We start from the raw sequence: 23,747 nt of genomic DNA on the forward strand, positions 1-23,747 counted from the left end.
TACTCAAAATTTTCGCAATGCAATTTAAAGGACAAATTCTCAAAATGTCTTCCGTTCTCGGAAATCCAATTCAGTATTACCTCAATCTTTCAGGAGATTTAATTTCTATGAATCAGCTATTTGGTAAAAATTTCAACATAAAACATATTGGTTATCAGTGTGTAGAATGTGGTAAAGATGAAAAAATCTATAGAATGGGATTTTGTAAAAAATGTTTTTTCGAAAGTCCTTATGCAAGTGATACGATTTTGAAGCCAGAACTTTCTACAGCGCATCTCGGCATTGAAGAGCGTGATTTAGAAATAGAAAAAGAAATACAATTGCAGCCTCACATTGTTTATTTGGCTTATACAGGTGATGTAAAAGTTGGGGTAACGCGTGAAAGTCAAATTCCGACTCGTTGGATTGATCAAGGTGCGACTTTTGCCTTGCCGATTGCAAAAACCGAAAACCGCTATGAAGCGGGAATGATAGAAGTAGAGCTCAAAAAACATATTGCAGATAAAACCAATTGGAGAAAAATGCTTCAAGACGACCGCGAAAGTGATGTAGATTTATTGGATTTTCGTAACCAGATTGCGGAACTTTTTCCTAAAGATTTTAAAAATTTTGCGATTGATGGTCAAGAAATGGTGCGTTTAGACTTTCCGTATGAAGCGCCTTCGAAAATTAATTCTTTCACGCTAGATTCTAAACCAGAGTTTGAAGGGGTGTTAAAAGGAATTAAAGGACAGTATTTGTATTTCAATGAAGGAGATTTTATCAATGTGAGAAGCCACGAAGGTTATGTGATTGAAATTGATATTCAATGATATAACTGAATTATAAAACTTAAAATAAAACAAGAAAATGCTGTAATCTTGTAACCCCAAAAGCTAATAACCAAATACTTTTGCTCTATGAAGAGAGCTTTAAGAATTCTATTTTCCGTTATTTTTGGGTTTGCTGTGCTTTTGGTTTCGGCAAATCTGTATTTCCATTATTGGTTGCAACATCATTTGCCGCAGTATATTGAAAAAAAATCTCCGTATTATATTCATTATCAGGATTTAAACATAGAATTTCTAAGCGGAAAAATTTCTGCTAGCAAAGTTAAAATTTCCCCAAAACATATAGATAATCGAAAATTTTTACAGCTCAATGGAACTGTAGATTCTCTTTTTATTTCAAATCTAGGAATTTATGATGCCATTCTAAATAAAAAAATCAATGCTAAATACATAAAGCTTTTTCGTCCAAATCTTCAGATTGTTCTGCCTGAAAATCAACAAGGTGATAAGAAAAATAAGCGACCATTAATTTCTAGAAATTTGATGATTGAAAATGGCAATATTGAGATTTTAAAATTTGATAAAAGTAAATTTTTGTCAATCAAAAATTTAAGTTTAAATATTGAAAATCTTAAACTTACAGAGAAAGAAGTGTCGCGTAAATTGCCCATTGTTTTTGACCAATATTCTATAAAAAGTAAAGCATTTCATTTTTATCCAGACGAAGTGTATCACATTTCTGCCACCGAAATTAATACAGAAAATGGACAAATGTCTGTGACAGATTTTTCAATGAAACCTTTGATGAATTTTTCTGAATTTTCGAGAAAGTTTCCAAGAAAATCACTTTTGGATATTTCTTCTCAAAAAATGAATTTCAAAGATATTGTGCTGAAGAAGAACAAGATTAGTTTGTCTGAAGTTCGGTTTTCTGAGCCTGATTTAACGGTGTATTCTTCTGGAAATCAAAATAAAAATAAAAATAAGCCTTTTACTTATATTGTTGAATTACAAAATGTTTTCTTTGAAAATGGAAAAGCAAATATTATCAAAAACGGACAAAATAAGTTTTCCGTAGACAATGTGAATGCACATTTTGAACAATTGGTTTTAGATGGAAAAAATCCCAAAAACGAATTGCCTTTTCGATATGATAATTACCAAATTTCAGGAAGAAATATTTTTTTAGATGCTGGAAAATTCTATCAGTTTTTCATTAAGAATGCTGATTTTCAGAAAAATTCTATGGATTTCCGAGGATTGCATTTACAGCCCAAGTTTACTAAAACCCAGTTTACTTCTAAAATTTCTACCGAAAAAGATTGGTATAATGTAAAAATTGCACAAACGAGAATTACTGATTTTCATTGGAAATTAAAAGATAGTCAACCGAAAATAAATGTTGGTAATGTATTGATTAACAATTTACAAGCTCAAATTTACAGAAGTAAAAGTCCTAAAGATGATTTGACTAGAAAAAAACTTTACAGTGAATTGCTCCGTTCCATAAAATTTCCTCTTTTGGTGAAAAATTTGAACATCAGAAATTCAAATTTAATTTATGAAGAAGATTTGCCAAATGGAAATAAACCTGGAAAATTGACGTTTAGTCAATTTAATTTAAATGCACAAAATCTTAATTCAAATAAAGGTTTCAAAAACACAGTTGTTCCGATTAAAATTCACACACAATTTATGAATGTTGCGCCTATGAAAGTAAACTGGAGTTTTGATACGGCAAATCTTCAGGATGACTTTTCGATTTCAGGGCAAATTAATGATTTACCAGCTGAAAGTATCAACGCTTTTGTTACGCCCTATTCTCATAAAAAAGTAGAGGGTAGTATTCACGAAGTACGGTTTAATTTTAAAGGAAACAGAAATGAAATTTCTGGAAATTACACGATGAAACATGAAAATGTGAAAGTGAAAGTTTTAGATGAAAAGACGAAAAAAGAGAAAAAAGTATTGAGTGCCGTTACAAATTTAATCGTCCGAACGAATTCTAAATCCGAAACTGAAAATGTAGTAGTTCACACAACTAGAAATCCTACGAAATCTTTTTTTAATTTACTTTGGAAAGGAGTAGAAGAAGGTCTAAAGAAAACTTTGGTGGGTAAAAATGTAGAAAAAACTGAGAAAACGGTAAAACAGGTAAAGCAAAAGTTGGGTTTGCAAGATTCTGTAAATCAAAAAGAAAAGCCTAAAAAAGAAAAAGGATTTTTTAAAAATTTATTCAAAAAATAAACCGCAGAAATTTCTGCGGTTTGATTGTATGGTACATTAGAAATTATTTTTTCAATTCTTTAATTCCCATTTCATAGAGTGCAAAACTCATCAAATCTGTGTTTTCTCCGATGACTTGGTCTGTACTTCTACCAGCTCCATGTCCTGCATTTACTTCGATTCTGATTAAAGCAGGGTTGTTACAACTTTGTTTTTCCTGTAATTCTGCCCCGAATTTGAAAGAGTGTGCCGGAACTACTCTGTCATCATGATCGCTCGTGATAATCATTGTAGAAGGATAACAAACGCCTTTTCTCACATTGTGAACTGGTGAATATGATTTTAAATATTCGAACATTTCTTTTGAATCTTCCGCAGTTCCGTAATCGAATGACCAACCAGCTCCTGCTGTAAATTTATTGTATCTGAGCATATCAAGAACGCCAACTCCAGGGAAAGCCACTTTCGCTAAATCAGGTCTCATTGTCATGGTTGCGCCAACTAATAAACCACCGTTTGAACGGCCAGAAAGTGCCATAAATTCTGGCGAAGTGTAACCGTTTTTCTGCAAATATTCACCTGCAGCTATAAAATCTTCGAAAACGTTTTTCTTTTGCATTTGTGTTCCTGCAACGTGCCATTTTTTGCCATATTCACCGCCTCCTCTGAGATTTGGAACGGCATAAATCCCGCCGTTTTCCATCCAGATTGCATTCACTACGGAGAAATTTGGGGTAACAGAAATATTGAAACCGCCGTAACCATATAAAATAGTAGGGTTTTTACCGTTTAGTTTAATTCCTTTTTTATAAGAAATCATCATCGGCACTTTTGTTCCATCTTTTGAAGTGAAAAATACTTGCTCAGAAACATAATCTTCAGAATTGAATTTTACGTTTGGTTTTTGGTAAATTTCAGAAGTTCCATTTTCTACATTGAATTTATATGTAGTTCCCGGCGTGATATAATTGCTGAAAGAGTAATACAATTCTTTTGCAGTTTCTTTGCCGCCAATATTAGAAGCGGTGCCAATTCCAGGAAGAGTGATTTCTCTGATTAATTTACCGTTGTAATCGAACTGTTTCATGTAAGAGACAGCGTCTTTCATGTATTTAGCGAAGATATAACCGCCACCAGTTGAAGCACTTAGAACGTTTTCGGTTTCTGGAATAACGTCTGTCCAAACAGAAGGATTTTTAATGTCAAATTTCTGCAATTTCATGTTTGGAGCATTTTTATCGGTCATAATGTAGATAAAATCTCCTTTGGTGTCTAAAACATCGGTATTGTAATCATATCCTTTTTGAATCGCAATCCAATCGGTATTGTTTTTAAGGTCTTTTACGTATAACTCATTTCCGTTGGTTGCAGTTGCAGCATTTAGAATCAAGAATCTTTCGTCATCTGAAACGCCAATGTTCATATATCTGCGTTTAAAATTTTCATCTCCGATGATATGTCTGTCTTCAGATTGCTTGGTTCCTAATTTATGGAAATAAACTTTGTGCATGTCTGTTTTCACAGAAAGTTCAGAGCCTTGTACTTTTCCGTAACTAGAGTAGAAAAAACCTTCGTCTCCCAACCAAGAAGCGCCAGAAAATTTAACATCGGTAATGGTTTCGTCTATTTTTTCTTTGGTAATTGCATTGATGATGACAATTTTTTGCCAATCACTTCCTCCTTCAGAAATATTGTAGGCAGCAAGCGTTCCTTTTTTGTTAAAAGACAAGCCAGACATAGAAGTAGTTCCTTTTTCTGAAAATTTATTCGGGTCAAGGAAAACTTCGGTGGTGCCATTTTTATCCGTTCTGTAGAGTACAGATTGTGCTTGTAAACCGTCATTTTTGTAGAAATATGTATAATCTCCTTCTTTAAATGGAGCAGAAATTTTCTCGTAGTTCCAAATGTTTTTTAACTGTGCACGAATTTCTTCACGAAACGGAATTTGATTAAGATAATTTTGTGTAAAAGCCACTTCACGCTGAACCCAATCTTTAGTATCTGCTGCACGATCGTCTTCTAACCAACGATAAGGATCTGCTACTTTAGTCCCAAAATATTCGTCCGTATGTTCTACTTTTTTGGTTTCAGGATAGTTCAATGAATTTTTCATAACTTGTGATGAGCACGAGGCGAGGAATAATCCCGCTAATGCCATAGTGAATGTATTGATTTTCATTTGTTGAGAATTTTCTCAAAAATAAATAAAAAAAACCGAAGAACTTCTTCGGTTGGTGTGGAATTATTTTTTTTCGACTTTAAAGTTTTTAAAACCTTTATCATTTTTTATGACTAAGTAGTAAATTCCTTTAGGATAAGAGGTTATGCTGATTTTATCTGTATTAGGAATACTTTGCAAAACTTTTCCAGATGAGTCCATTAAGGTTAAGTGATATTTTTCTAAGGTTTTGCTCTGTACATAAACATAATCACTACTTGGATTAGGATAAATATTTACCGAAAGTTCTGGTTTCATAATGTCATCTGTGGCTAATCCTGAAGATGTAGCTAACCAAATTACAGAATTAATTAAAAGAGGTCTATGATTTCCTGAAGCATCTGTGAAATAGCCATCATACAATGTGTCTCCAGTGTCTCCAGTTCCATCATCAGGAACGGAACTGTCTCCTAATGCGCAAACTTTCCCAGCTCCGTAAGTTGCAGTAGCAAACATTACATTGGTGGTTCCTGTGGTTGAAGCTCCTGTTTTAAAAACCAAACCTTGAACGGAAGGATTAGCGGTTTTATTAAGCGTCATACTTGCACCCGCAGAAAACTGCATAGCTCTAGGAGCTCCAGCGCTTCCATTTAAAATAGTATTAGAAGGAATATTCGCAAAATTAGTAGTAGTTTGTGAGAAACTAACTACATCAAAAGTAATTCCGAAAGGATTGGCAACTACAGAATTGGTAGAAACTAAATCGTTCCAAATAGCTGGAGAATCCCAACCGTCACCATTTCTATCGCTATTGTCATGGTCGGCAATCATATAAAGTCCGCCTCCGTTTTTTACGAAATTAATAATAGCGTCTTTTTCTGCCATCGTAAATTGGCTATTTGGTTCGGTAACGATAAATACTTTGTAATTAGATAAATCTTGGTCGTTATTTGGATTTCCATAAGAAATTACACCTCCTGTTCTTGGGAGTGTTTCTACGTAGTATCCTTGTTTTACTAAATCAATTGCCCATGCACTTATTCCGCCAGTCCAATAAGTTTCTGAGGTAGTAGCGGTAATTCCGCTTTGTGCGGGAGTAGGAATTCTTTGTGGATTAGATTCTCCACCAGATTTAGAATCTGCATCAATTACCCAATCTGCGTTTCCTGCCATTTCGGCTTTTGTGGCATCAAATAAAATTTTGGTTTGGGCATTGCTTGATAAAAATACAATTAAGGTGAAAACGGATAATATTTTTTTCATAAATAAAATTGCTATAAAAAAGGGTAGCGAAGTTACAGATTTTCAAGGCAATGACAAAGAATTTTTTTGATGAATAATAACATAAAAAAACCTCAGCGAAAAACTGAGGTTTCTAAATTTTTATAACGCTTAAATTATGCGTTTGGTTCTACAGATACAAAAGATCTGTTGTTTGCTTTCTTAGTAAAAACTACTTTACCGTCTACTAATGCATGCAAAGTGTGGTCTTTACCCATTCCCACGTTTTCACCTGGGTGGTGTTGAGTACCTCTTTGTCTTACAATAATATTACCAGCAATAGCGCTTTGTCCACCGAAAATCTTCACACCTAATCTTTTAGAGTGAGATTCTCTACCGTTTTTGGAACTACCAACTCCTTTCTTGTGTGCCATTTTATTTTAAGGTTTTTTGGTTTTTAAAATTAATCTTCAGTGTCTTTTTTTGCAGTTTTCTTAGCAGCTGGTTTCTTAGCTGGTTTTTCTTCTGCTACTACTTCTTCAGTTGTTTCTTTTTTGGTAGCTTTTTTAGCTTTTGGAGCATCTGCACCACCAATTGATACAATTTGAATTTGAGTTAATTGTTGTCTGTGACCATTTTTCACTTTGTAACCTTTTCTTCTTTTCTTTTTGAAAACGATTACTTTATCTGCTTGTACATGGTCTAGGATTTCTGCTTGAACAGAAACACCCTCTACAGCTGGGGCACCTACAGTGATTGCTCCGTCAATAGTAAGAAGAACTTTGTCAAAAGAAACTTTGTCTCCTTTTTCTCCTTTTAGACGGTTTACAAACAACTTTTGGTTTTGCTCAACTTTGTATTGAAGCCCTGCTATCTCTACGATTGCTAACATTGTTTATAATTTTTTTAGTTAATTCAGGGTGCAAAAGTAAGAAATATTTTTGAGTTATCCACAATAATGCTAAAATTTTTTATTTACACTGATAAATTGTAAATTTGAAATTACTTAATAAACTATATGAAACGAGACCTCTACATTGATTTTGCCAAAGGCTTGGCTACTCTTTCCATTATTTTTATTCATACTGCTTTTTGGAGTGGTCAACTTTATCTTCCTTCGGAAGTGAGAACGTTGAGTTTACTCATAGACGTTCCCGTATTTTTTGCTTTAAGTGGTTTAACTTCTGGGAATAATGTAGAGAAAACCTTGTACAGATTGCTGAAACTTCAGGTGACGTATATGATTTTCGTGACGTTTTTGTTTTTCCTTGATGGATTTATGAAACTCGGAATCTTCAATATTTTTGGATCAGAAGGAATGCAGTCCTATTATACGGTTTTCGGGACTAAATATGGTGTGCCAAATTTAGATTCAGCATTTAATTGGGATATGCTTGGCAATTGGTGGCTTCACAGTTATAGTAATTGTGATAGTTTTCCTGTAGTGATGGGAAGTTTTTGGTATCTTAAAGTCTATTACATCGTAACCGTTTTTGGAGTTTTAGCCTTGAAATTTTTCCCAAAACACATCAAATGGTTAATAGGAGTTTGTTTAGCGCTCACGATTTATTTCAATATTGATAATGATGTGATGAAAAACTTTGCACCGTATTATCCGAGCGGACAAGTTGGTTATGTTGCTTTTTATCTTGCCATTTTCTTAATTGCTACTCAATTGAAAGGAAAAAGAATTAAAAATGTTTTTGTTCCTGTTTTGTATGGATTGGTAGCTTTGAGTTTGGTTTTGGTTTTCTGGTATTTCGGGAGCGAAGTTTTCTATAAATTTAATAAGCAGAAATTCCCACCAAAAATTCCTTACATCATGTGGAGTTTACTTTCTTTGGTGACCATTTTTGTATTGTATAACCGATTGAAAATCACCAAAGACAATTTCATTAACTATATTGGTAAAAACGCCATTTTCTATTATTTTGCGCAAGGAATGAGTTCTTCAGTAGTGTATTTTTTAATTCCGCCTCTTAAAGACAGCGTAAATATTTGGGTTTTGATGGTGATTGTATATGTTTTGAATGTGATTTTAGCCATCCTTTTCGCAGAAGTTTTGAAGAAAGTAGACGATTACGGCTGGAAAATTTTAGAATTTCTAAGAAAGAAAACTGCCGAGAATTAATGTAAATTTGCAAAAAATTAGAAATAAAATGTTCAAATTAAAATTACCTACAGATCCACGTTGGGCAAATATAGCAGAAGGAAATTTAGAAGAAATCCTTACAGATCACGCTTGGTGCGAACAAAAAGCTGCCACTAATGCGATTGGTTTAATCACCATGATTCCTGAACATACAGAAATTGTGACCGAACTTTTGGCAATTGCACAAGAAGAAATGGACCATTTCAATCAAGTTCACGAAATCATTAAAAAAAGAGGTTATATTTTAGGAAGAACCAGAAAAGACGATTATGTAAATCAACTTTTTAAATTTATTATTCAAGGAAGTAGAGAAGATTTAATTATAGACAAAATGCTTTTTGCAGCGATGATTGAAGCGAGAAGTTGTGAACGTTTTAAAGTTTTGACAGAAAACATAAAAGACGAAGAACTGAAAGAATTCTACAAAGAGCTCATGATTTCTGAAGCCAATCATTACACTACTTTCATCGGTTTTGCAAGACAATTAGGCGACTCAGAAAAAGTAAACAAACGCTGGGAAGAATGGTTAGAATATGAAGGAGAAATCATAAAATCTTACGGAAATAAAGAAACCATTCATGGTTAAAAATAAAAAAGCTCATCAAAAATTGATGAGCTTTTTTGGTAAAATTAAAGGGGATTAATCTTTGTTGCCACTTCTTGATACAATCGCGATAATTGCAATAAGAACTACTGCTCCTATAACCCAATAAAGTGGATTAGTGTACCATTCTTCTGTGGTGGTAGTGGTAGAAGTGGTTACTTCTACTGCTTTTTCCTGTGCAAATGCTAAAAAGCTTACCAATAATGCAAATAAACTTGCACTCATTTTCTGTAAATTTTTCATAGGTTTTGTGATTTAATAGTTGTTAATATTTTGGTGTGGTAAAAGTAGAATGAAACATTAAAATTTAGTTTACATTTTTTATCAGAAAGTTTATGAAATTATTATCTTTACTGCGATATTTTTAAGAAAGTGAGAATTAAAAAGCCAAAACCCGAAGACTACTTAAATCTTTTCGTGAAATCTTTCTTGAAAGGACTGATTATCATTGGTCCTATTGCGGCGACTTTGTATCTCATTTTTTTGGTTTTTGACACTATTGATAACATCATTCCGTTTGAAAAATTCTTTCCTTTCCTCAATAGAACTGGCGTTGGTTTTTTGTCTTTGATTCTATTTATTTCTGGAGTAGGTTATTTCTTTAACAAATTTGTTTTTGGGAAAGTCGTTTTCGAGAGTTTAGACCATTTTTTAGAAAAAACACCAGGAGTAAAACATATTTACACACCTACTAAAGATGTAATGTCTTCATTTGTAGGAGATAAGAAAAAATTTAACACGCCAGTTTGGGTAAAAACCAATGAAAATCCAGAAATCTGGAGAATAGGATTTTTGACTCAAAAAGAAATGGGAGAAGTTGAAAAACATAATTTCGTGGCGGTGTATTTGCCTCATTCTTACGCTATTTCTGGTTGGGTAATTGTCACCGAAGAAAAAAACATAAAACCTGTAGTGGGAATGAACGCTGCCGAAGCGATGAAATTTGCCGTTTCTGGTGGAGTAGCAGGTTTCCACAGTGATAAAAACGTCTTCAAGGCACCGGAATGAGATTTAGGTAAAGACAAAGGTTTAGAAATTTAAAATTTTGTCAAAAAATGGTAGTGTAATTCACTCAACCTTAACCTTAATCTTAATCTAAAATGAAACTTCCTTACGCAGAACCCTTCCGCATAAAAATGGTGGAAGAAATTTCGCAGTCTACACGCGAACAAAGAGAAATTTGGCTTCAAGAAGCGCACTATAACTTATTTAATTTAAAATCTTCTCAGGTTTTTATCGATTTGCTTACCGATTCAGGAACGGGAGCAATGAGTGATAAACAATGGGGAGAACTCATGACTGGAGATGAATCTTATGCAGGTTCTCGCTCTTTCGAAAAACTCCAAAAACAAGTCGAAAAATTAACGGGATTTCAGTTTCTTTTACCCGTTCATCAAGGTAGAGCTGCAGAAAATGTACTTTTTTCTACGATGATTAAAGAAAATGACATCATTCCTGGGAATTCTCATTTTGACACGACTAAAGGTCATATAGAATTCAGAAAAGCTCATGCAGTAGATTGTACGATTGATGAGGCTTTTGATATAGAAAATCTTCATCCTTTCAAAGGGAATTTAGATATTCAAAAATTAGAAAAAGTTTATCAGTCTTATCCAAAAGAACAAATTCCGTTTTGTTTGATTACCATTACTTGTAATACTTCTGGCGGGCAACCTGTTTCTTTGGAAAATATAAAAGCGGTTAAAAATCTCTCGGATCAATACGGAATTCCGGTGATTTTTGATGCTGCGAGATTTGCCGAAAATGCTTATTTCATCAAACAAAGAGAAGAAAATTACAAAAATTGGAGCATCAAAGAAATCTGTAAAGAAATGTTTTCTTACGGAATTGGGATGACCATGAGTTCTAAAAAAGATGGTTTGGTAAATATTGGTGGTTTTATCGCTTTAAATGACGAGGAAATTTTCAGAAAAGCGTCTAATTTCACTATTATTTATGAGGGTTTTATCACTTACGGAGGAATGGCGGGGAGAGATATGGCTGCACTTGCGCAAGGTTTAGACGAAGCAACCGAATTTCCTTACTTAGAAAGCAGAATTTCTCAAGTAGAACTTTTGGGAAATCTCTTGATAGAATACGGAATTCCTGTTCAGAAACCAATTGGCGGTCACGCTGTTTTCTTAGACGCGCTTAAGTTTCTACCAAATATAAAAAGAGAAGAATTTCCTGCGCAAACATTAGCTTTAGAAATCTATAAAGAAGCGGGAATTAGAGGGGTGGAAATAGGAACTATTTTGGCAGATAGAGATCCAGAAACCAGAGAAAATCGTTATCCGAAGCTGGAATTGGTAAGATTGGCATTGCCAAGAAGAACCTATACGGATAATCATATTCGCTATATTGCAGCAGCGCTTAAAAATGTTTTTGACCGAAGAGATGAAATTACGAAAGGGTATAAAATTACTTGGGAATCAGAGATTTTAAGACATTTTACAGTAAAATTAGAACAAGCATAAAAAATGCCGAGAATTTTCTCGGCATTTTATTTTTTATAAAGTTTTTTAGTTGTCGATATCAAAAGACACTCCAATATTTACTGCAAATTGATTATTTAAATCGTCAAAAGCAATTTCAGATTTTTTGTATTTCGCGATTGGGAATTGCATTTCTGTATAGAGTCCAAAGCCTTTATCGAAGAAATATCTTGCTCCAAGATGTCCACCGAAATTTTTAAGTCCAAGGTTTAAACCAGGATATACATCTACATTTGAAGGAAGTTTCAAAACGCTTCCAAGGTTGGCATTTAATCTTACTTTTAAGTCAAATCTATCTCCGAATTTTGGAATTTCTCCACCGATTTCTTTTACGCCAAGAAGATATCCAGCTTGTGCACCAATTGAGAAACTCTCGCCTAAACCATAATCTACAGAAGAAACAATACCTGTTCCTCCATCTTGTAAATTAGCACCTAAATTTACTTTTACATCACCTGCTCCTTTATAAGCAACAGTTTGAGCGCTTGCAAAACCTACGGCAAATATCATTGCGCTTGCAAAAATTTTTTTCATAATTTATATTTTTATAACGTTATAAAACGGGCGCAAAGATAAAATTTATTTTAATTTGAAATCTACAGCCCTGAAAACATCTGCCGTATCTGTAACAAAATAAATGCCATTTTCTTTCTCTACCAACTTCGGTTTGAACCCGAAAATTGCGGTAGATTGAGCTATTACATTGACTTTAAATTTTTTATCGGTTTTATTTTCTGGAGTAATTTCTTGTAAAATATTATTGAGCACTACAGATTTTGGTGCAATAGAATCATGACTTAGTTCAAATTCTACCCAATATCCTTTTTGGTCAGCATTAGAATAAGAAGAATAAGTGGCGTTTTTTACCTTTGGCAAAACGTTTGATTGACAAGAAATTGCGAGGCTTGCCATAAAGATTGCTCCAAAAAATGATTTTATTATACTAATTTTCATAAATTTATCGTTAAGTTTATTACAAATCTATTCAAAAAAATGAAACTTAAATATCTATTTAACGCACTATTTTTAACATTAGTATTTGTCTCTTGTTCTAGAGATGACAATAATGATACTGGTTCTACCACGAAGCCTGATGAAATCAATAATTTTGTTTGGAAGGCGATGAACTCTTGGTATTATTGGCAACCGAATGTACCTAATTTGGCAGATTCTTTTGATGATAATCCAACCACGTACGCTAATTTTTTAAATGGAAAAACTCCAGACAAGCTTTTCTATTCTTTGCTTTATCAAAGAGGTACCATTGATAGATTTTCATGGATTGAAAACAATAATGAAGTAGTATATTCTTCTAAAATTGCCGAAGTTGAAAAAAGTGGAGGTTTTGATATAGGAATTTATCCGAAAGACAATACCAATACTACCGCAGTTGCTCTTGTAAATTATGTGGTTCCTAATTCTCCTGCAGCTTTAGCAGGTTTAAAACGTGGTGATGTAATTACCAAAGTAAATGGTTCTCCTTTGACGCTTAATAATTCTGACTTATTGTATAACAATCAAGTAACTGTTACTCTGGCTGCAACGGTACAATTAACGAGTGCAGGACTTATTACCACAGATAAAACTTCTTCTATTTCGATTACTCAAGCAGATATTGACGAAAATCCAATCGCTTATTATGAGAAAAAAGTGTACGGAACTAAAAATATTGGATATTTGGTATTCAATGCTTTCAAAGCAGATTATAATGATGAATTGAATGCTGCTTTTGCTCAAATGAAAGCAGATGGAATTAATGAATTGGTTTTAGATTTAAGATATAATGGAGGTGGTTCTCTGGAAACGGCAGTTGCTTTAGCAGGAATGATTAACGGCAATTATAGCGGAAGTCCGTATGTTTTTTTAGATTTTAATAATAAACATAATAGCGAAGACGGCTTTGATTACTTGAGCAATCAAATGAATACTTACAGTTTAGTGAATAACAGACCCGAAAAATCTGGTACACAAACCATTAATAGTCTTAATCTGACTAAAGTTTATGTTTTGGTAAATTTCCAAACTGCTTCGGCAAGTGAACTTACGGTTCAGTGTCTTAAAAAATATGTAAATGTGGTAACGATTGGTTATGATACGGTAGGGAAATTTGTAGGTTCTATCACTTTATATGATTCTCCTGCTCAAGATTACACTTCTTATACCAATAGAAATACGAAGCACAACTGGCAACTACAACCGATTACTTTTTCTTATTACAACAAAGACAAAGATGTGAATCCAGAATTTATCGCTCCGAATTATGAAGTAAATCCTTATTCTATTTTCAATAATTTAACTGCTTTTGGCGATGTAAGAGACCCGTTTTTGAAAAAGGCTTTAGAGCTTATTACAGGTCAGACTTTCAGAATGGGTAATACCACTAACAGCAGTTTTGAAAATAAAAATCTGCAAAAATTCAATCCTACTAATGCTGCAAAAGGACTCTATATTCAAGATTTTCAGAATTTTAGATAGAATTTCAAGTAAAAAAATAATTTGATTATACAGAATCGCTAAAATTTTTAGCGATTTTTTTTGTGAAAAGTTTGTGTGTTTGAAAAATTATTCTACATTTGTAGAGTAAATTTTATTTTTGTAGAAATGAATAAGCTAACCGAAGCCGAAAAAGAATTAATGGAAATACTTTGGGACAAAGAAAAAGCTTTTATGAAAGATATTATAGAAGCTTTCCCAGAACCAAAACCTGCGACAACTACTATTGCAACATTGCTCAAAAGGATGCAAAATAAAAATTTGATAGATTATAAAACTTTTGGCAACTCTAGAGAATATTTTCCTTTGGTAGAAAAAGGAAATTATTTTGCCAAAGAAATGCAAGGTATGATTGGTAAATTTTTCAATAATTCTGTAACGCAATTCGCGTCATTCTTTACAGCTAATTCTAAATTAAGCGAAAAAGAACTGATTGAAATAAAGAAAATTATAGAAGCAGAAATTCAGAAAAAGAAAGACTAATGGAAACGTATATTTATAAAATGATTGCACTTTCTGCAATTTTCATTTTACTTTATTTTGTTTTTTTAGAAAAAGAAAAAAATCATGATTTCAAAAGATTTTATCTTTTAATTAGCGCTTTATTTTCTGTGTTAGTACCTTTATTATCAATTCCTTACGGAAGTATTGAAGTGGTAGAAAGGATTAATCAAAATAATTCTGAACTCATGATTTTACCAGAAACTAAATTGGTAGAATCATCCATTTTTACTACAGAAAATATGCTTTGGGCAATTTACATTGTAGGATTTTCACTTCTGTTTCTAAAATTTTCTTGGGGAATTTTTAAACTTATAAAAGAAATTAAATTTTCAGAAAAAATAAAACAAGACCATTATCAATTCATTTTAAAGCAAAATAAATTTACACCTTACAGTTTTTGGAACGCTATTTTTCTTAATAAAAGTGATTTTTTAGAAGGGAAAATAGATTATAAAATTATTCTTCACGAGAAAGCTCATGTGAATCAAAAACACAGCATTGATGTGATTTTTACAGAAATTATGCTTTGCGTATTTTGGTTCAATCCTACATTCTATTTTTATAGAAAAGCAATTGTTACCAATCATGAATTTCTTGCAGATGAAGCGGTTTTAAGCCAAAATAAAGATATAATTAGTTACCAAAAGCTCATACTGAACGAACTTATTTCGGAGAAAATATTATTTACACATCCATTTAATTTACACAACACTAAAAAAAGAATCGTTATGATGACCAATAAGTTAACTAAAATAGCCAAACTGAAGTCTTACTTGACTTTACCAATATCTGCATTATTATTTTTTGCTTTTGTTGAAAAAGTGCCTGCAAAAATTGAAAATACAGTAAACAAGTCTCTTCAAAAAATTGTTAAAAAAGGAGAGGCGCAATTTTCAGAAACTCAAGTTTCAAATGTTGAAAAAAGCGCATTTAAAAATGAAATAATCTCAATTAAAAAAGATACCATTAAACCTAAAAAGCAAAAGGTAGAAAAAGTTAAGGAAGAAAATACAGAAATGATTCCACCTCCACCTCCTGTAAAAGAAATTTCTTCTCAAACAGAACCAGAATTTCCTGGAGGACTTGCAGCATTAAGAAATAAATTAGCTGAAAATTTTGATGTGAGTAAAATGAAAAATTCTAAAGGAACATTAAAAGGTGTCCTTATAATAATTGTTTCTGAAGATGGGAAAAGTTATAATGCTAATTATCAATTTGATGATGAAAATTTCAAAACAGCAGCCAAAGATGCTCTAGAAAAAACCTTAAAAGGAGTCGAGTGGAAGCCAGGTACGCTAAATGGAAAGCCAGTCGCATCTCAATTTAAAATGCCAATAACCATGAATTTTAATTAAATCATTAAAGAGCAGAAATTTCTGCTCTTTTTTTTGTCTTTATTCTTTTATCTTTGTTCTTTATTCTAAAATATGAATTTCAAACTCCATTCAGAATTTGCGCCAACTGGTGATCAACCTACAGCTATAGAAAAACTCTCCGAAGGTTTACAAAACGGAGAGAAATATCAGACTTTGCTAGGTGTTACTGGTTCTGGTAAGACTTTTACCATTGCAAATGTGGTAGAAAAAGTTCAAAAACCGACTTTAGTTTTAGCGCATAATAAAACTTTGGCGGCTCAACTTTTTATGGAATTCAAGGAGTTTTTCCCAGATAATGCGGTAGAATATTTCGTTTCTTATTACGATTATTATCAGCCAGAAGCTTACATTGCTTCGTCTGGAACGTATATTGAAAAAGACTTGTCTATCAATGAAGAAGTAGAAAAACTGAGACTTTCCGCTACTGCAAGTTTACTTTCCGGAAGAAGAGACGTTTTAATTGTGGCTTCAGTTTCATGTATTTACGGTATCGGAAATCCTACAGAGTTTAATAAATCTTTGATTGAGCTAGAAGTTAATTCTAAAATTTCTAGAACGGCTTTTCTTCATAAGTTGGTAAATGCATTGTATTCTAGGAGTGTAAACGAATTTGCGAGAGGTACATTTCGAGTAAAAGGAGATGTAATAGATGTTTATCCAGCTTATGCTGATAACGGAATTAGAGTGCAATTTTTCGGAGATGAAATCGAAAAAATTCAAAGTTTTGATGTCATTTCAGGAAACGTAACTTCTAGTTTTGACCGAATTAATATTTATCCTGCCAATTTATTTGTGACCTCTAAAGAAACTTTAAACGGAGCGATTAGAGAAATTCAAGATGATTTGGTAAAACAAGTTGACTTTTTTAATTCTATTGAAAAACCAATTGAAGCCAAGCGTTTACAAGAACGTACCGAATTGGATTTGGAAATGATAAAAGAACTCGGTTATTGCTCTGGAATTGAGAATTATTCTCGTTATATGGACGGAAGAATGCCTGGTTCTAGACCTTTCTGTTTACTCGATTATTTTCCGAAAGATTATTTGATGGTGATTGATGAATCTCACGTAACCATTCCGCAAGTTCATGCAATGTATGGTGGCGATAGAAGTAGAAAAGAAGCTTTGGTAGAATACGGATTCAGACTTCCTGCTGCGATGGATAACAGACCTCTGAAGTTTCCAGAATTTGAGGAAATGCAGAATCAAGTGATTTATGTTTCGGCAACTCCTGCTGATTATGAATTGGAAAAATCTGGCGGAATTTACACCGAACAAATTATCAGACCGACTGGACTTCTTGACCCAATTATCGAAGTGAGACCTACCATGAATCAAATCGATGATTTAATCGAAGAAATTCAAAAAAGAGTAGAAGAAGACGAACGTGTTTTGGTGACGACTTTAACAAAGAAAATGGCAGAAGAATTGACCAAATATTTTACCAGATTTGGTATTAGAACAAGATATATTCACTCAGATGTAGAAACTTTGGAGCGTATCCAAATTATGCAAGATTTAAGAACAGGATTATTTGATGTTTTGGTGGGTGTAAATTTGTTGAGAGAAGGTTTAGATTTACCAGAAGTTTCGCTGGTAGCAATTCTCGATGCAGATAAAGAAGGAATGTTGCGTTCTCGTCGTTCTTTGGTTCAAACCATTGGTAGAGCTGCGAGAAACGTGAACGGAAAAGCAATTATGTACGCCGATAAAATCACCAATTCTATGCAAAAAGCGATTGATGAAACCAATTATCGTCGCGTAAAACAAACGCAGTACAATTTAGAACACAATAAGGTTCCGACTCCGCTCAATAAGAAAATTTCTGAAAATTTAGTGGGAAGAAGCAAAGATTTCCCAGATTCTCAATACACGCAGAAAGAAATTATTCGTCAAGTTGCAGAAGAACGCGAAACTTACGGAAGCGTAGATGTAGAAAAACTCATCGCCGAAAAACAAAAAGCGATGGAAGCCGCTGCGAAAAATCTAGATTTTATTACTGCAGCTAAATTGCGAGATGAGATTGCTGCGTTGAAAGGGTGAAAAATTTAAAAAAGACATTGCGTTCCTACGGAACGCTTTTTTAATGTCTGAATTTTGCTACACATATTACATTCCTAAGGAATGTTAAAAAAATATAAAGTAACAATTTCAAGAGGTTCCGTAGGAACCAAATGTGTGTAAGAATATATAGCGCAAATTTGGGGCGTTCCGTAGGAACGCAATGTCTTTTAATTCTACTTTTATGGAAATCAATCATAAAACTCAAACAAATATCTTTCATCATATTCTATCTCAAAAACTTTTAGAAATTTCAAATATTCTGTCCTAAAATTTTCTTTTTTATGATGCTCTTTTTGATTTTCAATGTAATGAACTACTGTGTCTTTTTGACTTTTAGCATAAGAAAAGCAGCCATAACCTTCTTGCCAATGAAATCTTCCTAAAACGAATCTTTTTTCATTAATGAAACTTGTAGAAGAAGTTTTAATTTCTTTTACAAATTGAGAAACAGAAATATCTAATTTTTTGAAACTAACAAAAAAATGTATGTGATCTGGATTTGCGTAGATTGATAGAAGTTTCTGTCCTTTATTATGAATAATTCCTGTGATGTATTTTTGTAATTCTTCTCTGAAACTTTCTTTGATAAGGTTTTCCCTTCCTTTTACTACAAATATAAATTGTAGATAAATTTGTGAGTAAGTGTTTGGCATATTAGTTTTTTTTGACATTGCGTTCCTACGGAACGCTTTTCTTGGTTTAGTTTTTTTACACACATTTTGTTCCTACGGAACCTTTGATTTATAATTGCTTTATTATAAAAGACGTAATTCCCCAAAAACCTGTTAACATTATTAATATACTGATTATTCTTAAAGTTAAAACTGTTGTATATTTTGCTAAAAATTTTCTTAAAAAATTGTTTGCTTCTTTTTTTTCAATTTCTAAAATTTCTGGACTATATTTATAGAAATAGAGCCCAATAATCAGCATTAAAAAACTTATAAATAAAATTTTCATATCCTAAAACTTATAAACCCTTTTCTTTGGTTTTTCATAATTCACTTCGCCGCGAATTGGAGTGAGTAAATCCATTAAACCATTGATTTTTATTTCATAAATCGTAGAAAGTTGCATGCCGAGTTTTCCTTTTGGCATTCCTTGTCGGTGAAACCATTCTAAATAATTGATAGGTAAATCTGCTAAAACAATTCCAGCATGTTTTCCGAAAGGCATTTTTACCTCGCAGATTTCTTCTAGTATTTCGGGGTTAATTCCTTGCATTTTTTTAAATATCAATGTCAATTTTTGGTTGAAGTGGAGTTTCGCTTTCGGGAAGAACAATGTCATTCGGAGAATCTTCTGTTTCTTCAGAAAATTCGTCTCCATAAATTTGCATCAGCAAAATAGTGATAGAAACTAAAATCGGCCCAAATATTAAACCAAAAAAGCCGAAAATCTTTAGTCCTAAAATAATTCCAAAAACGGTATTTAATGGATGGATATTTTCTAATTTTTTCAAAAAAGTAAATCTGAAAACATTATCTACCAATCCCACTACTAAAAATCCGTAAGCTAGAATGCCGAGTCCACCAAAAGTGTCACCACTTGCGAGCATAAATAAACCAACAGGTACATAAATAATAGCAGCTCCCACAATCGGAATCATACTGCCAATAAAAGTAAGGATAAACAATAATAAAGGACTTGGAGCACCAAAAATAAAATAACTAATTAAGGAAACTAATGCCTGAACAAGTGCTACAACTGGAATTCCTACCGCATTGGCAATCACCATTCTTGTGAATTTTTCGCCAATTTTTTGGTCATTCGCTTTCTTTAGAGGAGAAATTGAAGTAAGAATTCTTTCGAATAATCTTCCTTTAGTAAGCATAAAGTACAAGATGAAAAACATTCCCACAATTATACTAATCATATTAACTGTTGTATTCAGAATAGCAGTGGAAGCTTGCGTAGCAAATCCTGTGATTTTTTCTAGATTTCCGCCACTTAATATTTCAAACCCTGTTTTGGCACGAATATAAGTTTCTATTTTTTCAAAAAATTGAGTAATACTATCTGTATAAGCTTTTGCATCACTTATTTTATTGACTAAAACTTCAATGGTGAAATACGTGGGAATCACAATGATGACCAGACAAATTAAGATAATGACCAATGCAGCAATCCAAGGTTTCCAGCCCTTTTCTTCGACGAGTTTAAAATTCCAACTTCTAGAAATAATATATAACGTGATGGCTCCCAATAAGGAAGGCAAAAAATCACTAAGATTGTATAATATTATCGCTGAAAGAATGATAATAACCGCCAACATGAAAACTTGACGGATTTTGTTATTGCTGATTTGGTCTGGGTGCATTTGTTTTGTTTTAATGCGAATTTAATAAAAAAAGCAACAGTAAAATCTGTTGCTTTCTGTAAATTGTTTATAAAATTTTAAGATTTTACTTCGTAAGGTGCTCCGCAAATCGCCGAATAGATAGAATATCTTGCGGTAAAGAAAAATGGAAAGGTAAATAGAACTCCAACTAAGCAAAATAAAAATCCTGCACAAGCAATAATTCCTGCTAAAAGCCACAATACTAATACGGTGATAAAATTAGCATGAACGAGAGAAAATGATTTTCTAATACCTTCTATTGCTGAGGTATTTTCAAAAAATACAATCGGTAATCCTATAAAAAAAGCAAAAGAAAGATACATGCCAATCAGCATATTGATTTCTAAGCCAGCTTGAATAAGCGCTGTAGTAATGAATCCGTAAATAATGATTTGTGCGGTATTTTGTCTGAAACCAATGAATAAATCACCGAATTCTACCTCTTTTTTGGCATTGAACTGATAAGAAATGTAAATAATTCCTACCACTAATGGGGCTAATAACGCCGAAGTAATACTTTTAGAAATCACTTCAGAAATCATTACGGCAGTAGTTCTGGCCGCTTCTAAACTGTTTTGTAATTCTGTAATAGCATTAAGGTCATACTTTTTGTCTTCTACAAAATCATTCATGACTCTCATCACTTCATTTTGATAATCTCCACCGCCTGGAATCAAGAAAGACAACAGACCATTAAAAATAAAATACGCTAGAAGGTAAATGACTACAAAGACTAATGCATATAAAAAAGTTCCCGTAAAATTTTCGAATGCATGAGAAAGAATACTTCCTATTTCCTTTTTGGGGGTAATAGGTTGGTTTACTTCGGTAAAATTTTCCATAATTTTTTCAATTGAGTTCTACCAAAATTAGTTATTTTTCTCAAAGTTTTGTTACATTTTATACAAATTTAATGCTGAAGAATCTTTTGAATAAAGTATAAATAATAGCATTCCAAAAAGGATAAGTGAATAAAAATCCTACAAAAAATAAGATAAATCCGCTATAACTAAATAAAAATGCGATGATAGCACATGGTAAAACAATTTTCCAATTTGCCCAAGCTACTTTTGCGCTGATATTGATGGATTCTAGCATTTTCATAGGAGTAAAATACAATAACGGACCTACAAAAACAGTAAGAAACACCCATAAAAATGAAGCTGGGAAAAAATATTTTTTTAGAAAATAATTAAAAGTTCCCCAAAAAAGAAAATATCCCAATAGCTTAAAAAAAGTTGAACCTTTAAAACCATCAAAAATTTCATTTGTTGATATATACTTTTTTTCATCAAACAATGTATAAACCCTAAAAAAACCAATGTTTAATGGGTAGATTAATGACATTGAAGCAATCAATGATATTTCATAAATTTTGTAATTATTACTAGAAATTAAAATTTCAAATTTCTTAATGAACATTTCAAAATCTTTAAACGCCAGAGCTATTATATTATTTAATTCTTCATTAATTCCAAAGTATTTTAGAAGAAAAGAATTCAAAATATAAGCAATAGATAAATATAAAACACTGAAGATCAATTGAAATTTAAGCGTAGCTTTCCAATATTTAAAAGACTGATTAATCACCTCGTCTAAAGTAATTTTTGCCTTTGGTAAATTTTCTTGACTCATGCTGCAAAAGTAATGTTTTTAATGCTAATTTACTAAACCGTAAGATAGTGATTTGTTTTATAAATCACAGTAGGATTTTGCGATGTGAAACTCTCATCTAAATTTGTAAATTTGCGCGATGTTAAAAATCAACGAACAGAAATTTTTAGAAATGGACGAGCTTTCTCTGCAGAAAGTTCCTTTCTTTTTTGTGATTGATTTTTTAATGGAAAATGTGCTTATTTTTAGTCAAGAAGATTTAGAAGCGCAAAAAATATTGGTTGATTTTCCAAATTTTAAAAATATTCAACCATTTACGTTTGAAACGAAAGAAGTAACTTGGAAATCTTTCCCTCAATCCAAAGAAGATTACCAAAAAGGCTTCGAAATCGTGCAAAATCATTTGAAATTGGGAGATTCTTATTTAATCAATTACACTTGCGAAACGCCCATAGAAACTAATCTTTCTTTAGAAGAAATTTTCTACAGATCTGAAGCAAAATATAAAGTTTTACTCCCAGATAATTTTACTTTTTTTTCGCCAGAAACTTTTGTGGAAATTAAAAATCAAGAGATTTTTACGCATCCTATGAAAGGAACTATTGAAGCATCTGTTCCAAATGCTGTAGATGAACTAAAAAATTCGGTGAAAGAAAAAGCAGAGCATTACACCGTGGTAGACTTGCTCAGAAACGACTTGAGTATGGTTGCAGATTGGGTTCAATTAGATGAATTCCAGAGAATAGATTTCTTAAAAACCAGAAACAAGAATCTTTATGCGATGAGTTCTGAAATTTCGGGAAAAGTAAAACCAGAGTTTCAAAATAAAATAGGAAGATTAATGAAAACCCTACTTCCTGCAGGAAGTATTTTGGGCGCACCAAAACCCAAAACCTTAGAAATTATCTTAGAATCCGAAACTTATGAAAGAGGCTTTTATACAGGAGTTTGCGGTTGTTTTGATGGAGAAAATTTAGATTCTTGTGTGATGATTCGGTTTATTCAACAAAACGGTGAAAATTTAACATTCAGAAGTGGCGGTGGAATTACACATTTGAGTAAATTAGCAGATGAATACCAAGAAATGAAAAACAAAATTTATGTCCCGATTCATTGAAAGCATTAAAATAGAAGACCAAAAAGCCTTTTTGCTAGACTTACATCAAAAACGAGTGAACCAAACTTTTGCACATTTTGGCAAAGAAGGTTCTATAGATTTGGCTAAAATTTTTAAAAATTTAGAACATGATGAAGATGGTTTGTACAAACTGCGCATCGTGTATGATTTAGATAAAAAATTCACTACACAACTCATTCCTTATGCGATTCCCGAAATAGAAAATTTTCAGTTGGTGGAAAATAATTCTTACGATTATTCTTTCAAGTTTGAGGATAGAAAGGAGTTTGAACGCATGAAAGCCAAAGCTAAAACAGAAGAAATCATTGTGGTGAAAAACAATCACATTACGGATACTTCTTATACCAATATTCTTTTCTTGAAAGGCAAAGAATGGTTTACGCCGACGACTTATCTGTTAAATGGTGTGATGCGCCAGCATTTGCTTCACGAAAAGAAAATAAAAGAAACCGAAATTACGCTTCAAAACATTAAGGAGTTTTCTCATTTTCAGTTGATTAACGCCATGAATGATTTTGATGATATGTTTATTTATCCCATCGAGAGAATTGTAAATTTACCAGAAAGTTCTGATTATCTTGATGTTTAAAC

Annotated in this window: 25 protein-coding genes; 12 read left to right on the top strand and 13 right to left on the bottom strand. The window is 32.5% G+C overall.

Going from position 1 to position 23,747, the window contains the following annotated elements; translation table 11 throughout:
- Nucleotides 1–17: 17 nt before the first annotated feature.
- Complete coding sequence (locus ACT53I_RS11530) at nt 18–812, top strand: DUF2797 domain-containing protein (protein ID WP_476079763.1); 795 nt, start codon at nt 18–20, stop codon at nt 810–812.
- A gap of 87 nt (nt 813–899) precedes the next feature.
- The gene (locus ACT53I_RS11535; protein WP_476079764.1) at nt 900–3,017 is read left to right on the top strand and encodes a hypothetical protein; all 2,118 of its coding nucleotides are present in this window, start codon (nt 900–902) and stop codon (nt 3,015–3,017) included.
- Between the two features lie 43 nt (nt 3,018–3,060).
- Here ACT53I_RS11535 and ACT53I_RS11540 read toward each other — a convergent pair whose 3' ends face one another.
- The 4 genes from ACT53I_RS11540 to rplU form a co-directional block, all read right to left on the bottom strand.
- The gene (locus tag ACT53I_RS11540; protein WP_476079765.1) at nt 3,061–5,175 is read right to left on the bottom strand and encodes a prolyl oligopeptidase family serine peptidase; all 2,115 of its coding nucleotides are present in this window, start codon (nt 5,173–5,175) and stop codon (nt 3,061–3,063) included.
- A 63-nt stretch (nt 5,176–5,238) separates the two neighbouring features.
- Nucleotides 5,239–6,417, bottom strand: a complete 1,179-nt coding sequence (locus ACT53I_RS11545) for a T9SS type A sorting domain-containing protein (RefSeq protein WP_476079766.1) — start codon at nt 6,415–6,417, stop codon at nt 5,239–5,241.
- A gap of 134 nt (nt 6,418–6,551) precedes the next feature.
- Nucleotides 6,552–6,809 carry a 50S ribosomal protein L27 gene (rpmA, locus tag ACT53I_RS11550; RefSeq protein ID WP_069800488.1) on the bottom strand — a complete coding sequence of 86 codons (258 nt, stop codon included), beginning with the start codon at nt 6,807–6,809 and terminating at the stop codon, nt 6,552–6,554.
- Nucleotides 6,810–6,838: 29 nt separating this feature from the next.
- Nucleotides 6,839–7,267 (bottom strand): 50S ribosomal protein L21, encoded by a 429-nt coding sequence (gene rplU / locus ACT53I_RS11555; protein WP_104792930.1) that lies wholly within the window; start codon nt 7,265–7,267, stop codon nt 6,839–6,841.
- 126 nt (nt 7,268–7,393) lie between these two features.
- Between rplU and ACT53I_RS11560 the strand changes: the two genes are divergently transcribed.
- Both ACT53I_RS11560 and ACT53I_RS11565 read left to right on the top strand, forming a co-directional pair.
- Nucleotides 7,394–8,506: an acyltransferase family protein gene (locus ACT53I_RS11560; RefSeq protein WP_476079767.1), complete on the top strand. Its 1,113-nt coding sequence runs from the start codon at nt 7,394–7,396 to the stop codon at nt 8,504–8,506.
- Between the two features lie 28 nt (nt 8,507–8,534).
- A complete protein-coding gene (locus tag ACT53I_RS11565) occupies nt 8,535–9,113 on the top strand; it encodes a MiaE family protein (protein ID WP_476079768.1) in 579 nt (192 codons plus the stop codon).
- Nucleotides 9,114–9,167: 54 nt separating this feature from the next.
- Here the strand turns inward: ACT53I_RS11565 and ACT53I_RS11570 are convergent, their stop codons facing one another.
- Nucleotides 9,168–9,374 (bottom strand): hypothetical protein, encoded by a 207-nt coding sequence (locus ACT53I_RS11570; RefSeq protein ID WP_476079769.1) that lies wholly within the window; start codon nt 9,372–9,374, stop codon nt 9,168–9,170.
- 135 nt (nt 9,375–9,509) lie between these two features.
- Here ACT53I_RS11570 and ACT53I_RS11575 point away from each other — a divergent pair, with 135 nt between their 5' ends.
- Together ACT53I_RS11575 and ACT53I_RS11580 are read left to right on the top strand one after the other, a co-directional pair.
- Nucleotides 9,510–10,139, top strand: coding sequence for a DUF502 domain-containing protein (locus ACT53I_RS11575; RefSeq protein WP_104793209.1), 630 nt, complete (start codon nt 9,510–9,512; stop codon nt 10,137–10,139).
- A gap of 92 nt (nt 10,140–10,231) precedes the next feature.
- Nucleotides 10,232–11,608: a tryptophanase gene (locus ACT53I_RS11580; RefSeq protein WP_476079770.1), complete on the top strand. Its 1,377-nt coding sequence runs from the start codon at nt 10,232–10,234 to the stop codon at nt 11,606–11,608.
- A 45-nt stretch (nt 11,609–11,653) separates the two neighbouring features.
- Here the strand turns inward: ACT53I_RS11580 and ACT53I_RS11585 are convergent, their stop codons facing one another.
- Both ACT53I_RS11585 and ACT53I_RS11590 read right to left on the bottom strand, forming a co-directional pair.
- The gene (locus ACT53I_RS11585) at nt 11,654–12,160 is read right to left on the bottom strand and encodes a DUF6646 family protein (RefSeq protein ID WP_069800475.1); all 507 of its coding nucleotides are present in this window, start codon (nt 12,158–12,160) and stop codon (nt 11,654–11,656) included.
- A 45-nt stretch (nt 12,161–12,205) separates the two neighbouring features.
- A complete protein-coding gene (locus ACT53I_RS11590) occupies nt 12,206–12,580 on the bottom strand; it encodes a hypothetical protein (protein ID WP_476079771.1) in 375 nt (124 codons plus the stop codon).
- A gap of 39 nt (nt 12,581–12,619) precedes the next feature.
- Here ACT53I_RS11590 and ACT53I_RS11595 point away from each other — a divergent pair, with 39 nt between their 5' ends.
- The 4 genes from ACT53I_RS11595 (at nt 12,620) to uvrB (ending at nt 18,042) form a co-directional block, all read left to right on the top strand.
- Complete coding sequence (locus ACT53I_RS11595) at nt 12,620–14,101, top strand: S41 family peptidase (protein WP_476079772.1); 1,482 nt, start codon at nt 12,620–12,622, stop codon at nt 14,099–14,101.
- A gap of 126 nt (nt 14,102–14,227) precedes the next feature.
- On the top strand, nt 14,228–14,602 hold the full coding sequence (locus ACT53I_RS11600; protein ID WP_104792923.1) for a BlaI/MecI/CopY family transcriptional regulator: 375 nt from the start codon (nt 14,228–14,230) through the stop codon (nt 14,600–14,602).
- Nucleotides 14,602–15,978, top strand: coding sequence for a M56 family metallopeptidase (locus ACT53I_RS11605; protein WP_476079773.1), 1,377 nt, complete (start codon nt 14,602–14,604; stop codon nt 15,976–15,978). Before ACT53I_RS11600 ends, ACT53I_RS11605 begins: the two co-directional genes overlap by 1 nt.
- A gap of 72 nt (nt 15,979–16,050) precedes the next feature.
- On the top strand, nt 16,051–18,042 hold the full coding sequence (uvrB, locus tag ACT53I_RS11610) for an excinuclease ABC subunit UvrB (RefSeq protein ID WP_476079774.1): 1,992 nt from the start codon (nt 16,051–16,053) through the stop codon (nt 18,040–18,042).
- Nucleotides 18,043–18,251: 209 nt separating this feature from the next.
- On the opposite strand, the gene tnpA is transcribed toward uvrB, so the two are convergent.
- The 6 genes from tnpA to ACT53I_RS11640 all read right to left on the bottom strand — a co-directional run bounded on the left by tnpA (nt 18,252) and on the right by ACT53I_RS11640 (nt 22,039).
- Nucleotides 18,252–18,716, bottom strand: coding sequence for an IS200/IS605 family transposase (gene tnpA, locus ACT53I_RS11615; protein ID WP_476079775.1), 465 nt, complete (start codon nt 18,714–18,716; stop codon nt 18,252–18,254).
- A gap of 88 nt (nt 18,717–18,804) precedes the next feature.
- Nucleotides 18,805–19,023, bottom strand: a complete 219-nt coding sequence (locus ACT53I_RS11620) for a hypothetical protein (protein ID WP_476079776.1) — start codon at nt 19,021–19,023, stop codon at nt 18,805–18,807.
- A gap of 3 nt (nt 19,024–19,026) precedes the next feature.
- Nucleotides 19,027–19,278 carry a DUF3820 family protein gene (locus ACT53I_RS11625; protein ID WP_476079893.1) on the bottom strand — a complete coding sequence of 84 codons (252 nt, stop codon included), beginning with the start codon at nt 19,276–19,278 and terminating at the stop codon, nt 19,027–19,029.
- A 13-nt stretch (nt 19,279–19,291) separates the two neighbouring features.
- Nucleotides 19,292–20,383 carry an AI-2E family transporter gene (locus ACT53I_RS11630; RefSeq protein ID WP_476079777.1) on the bottom strand — a complete coding sequence of 364 codons (1,092 nt, stop codon included), beginning with the start codon at nt 20,381–20,383 and terminating at the stop codon, nt 19,292–19,294.
- A gap of 77 nt (nt 20,384–20,460) precedes the next feature.
- Complete coding sequence (locus ACT53I_RS11635) at nt 20,461–21,246, bottom strand: DUF2189 domain-containing protein (RefSeq protein ID WP_476079778.1); 786 nt, start codon at nt 21,244–21,246, stop codon at nt 20,461–20,463.
- Nucleotides 21,247–21,304: 58 nt separating this feature from the next.
- The gene (locus ACT53I_RS11640; RefSeq protein ID WP_476079779.1) at nt 21,305–22,039 is read right to left on the bottom strand and encodes a hypothetical protein; all 735 of its coding nucleotides are present in this window, start codon (nt 22,037–22,039) and stop codon (nt 21,305–21,307) included.
- Between the two features lie 118 nt (nt 22,040–22,157).
- Between ACT53I_RS11640 and ACT53I_RS11645 the strand changes: the two genes are divergently transcribed.
- Nucleotides 22,158–23,135 (top strand): aminodeoxychorismate synthase component I, encoded by a 978-nt coding sequence (locus tag ACT53I_RS11645; RefSeq protein WP_476079780.1) that lies wholly within the window; start codon nt 22,158–22,160, stop codon nt 23,133–23,135.
- Nucleotides 23,119–23,745, top strand: coding sequence for an aminotransferase class IV (locus ACT53I_RS11650; protein WP_371488170.1), 627 nt, complete (start codon nt 23,119–23,121; stop codon nt 23,743–23,745). Before ACT53I_RS11645 ends, ACT53I_RS11650 begins: the two co-directional genes overlap by 17 nt.
- Nucleotides 23,746–23,747: the final 2 nt, after the last annotated feature.

It is taken from the genome of Cloacibacterium sp. DMC96, assembly GCF_056313765.1.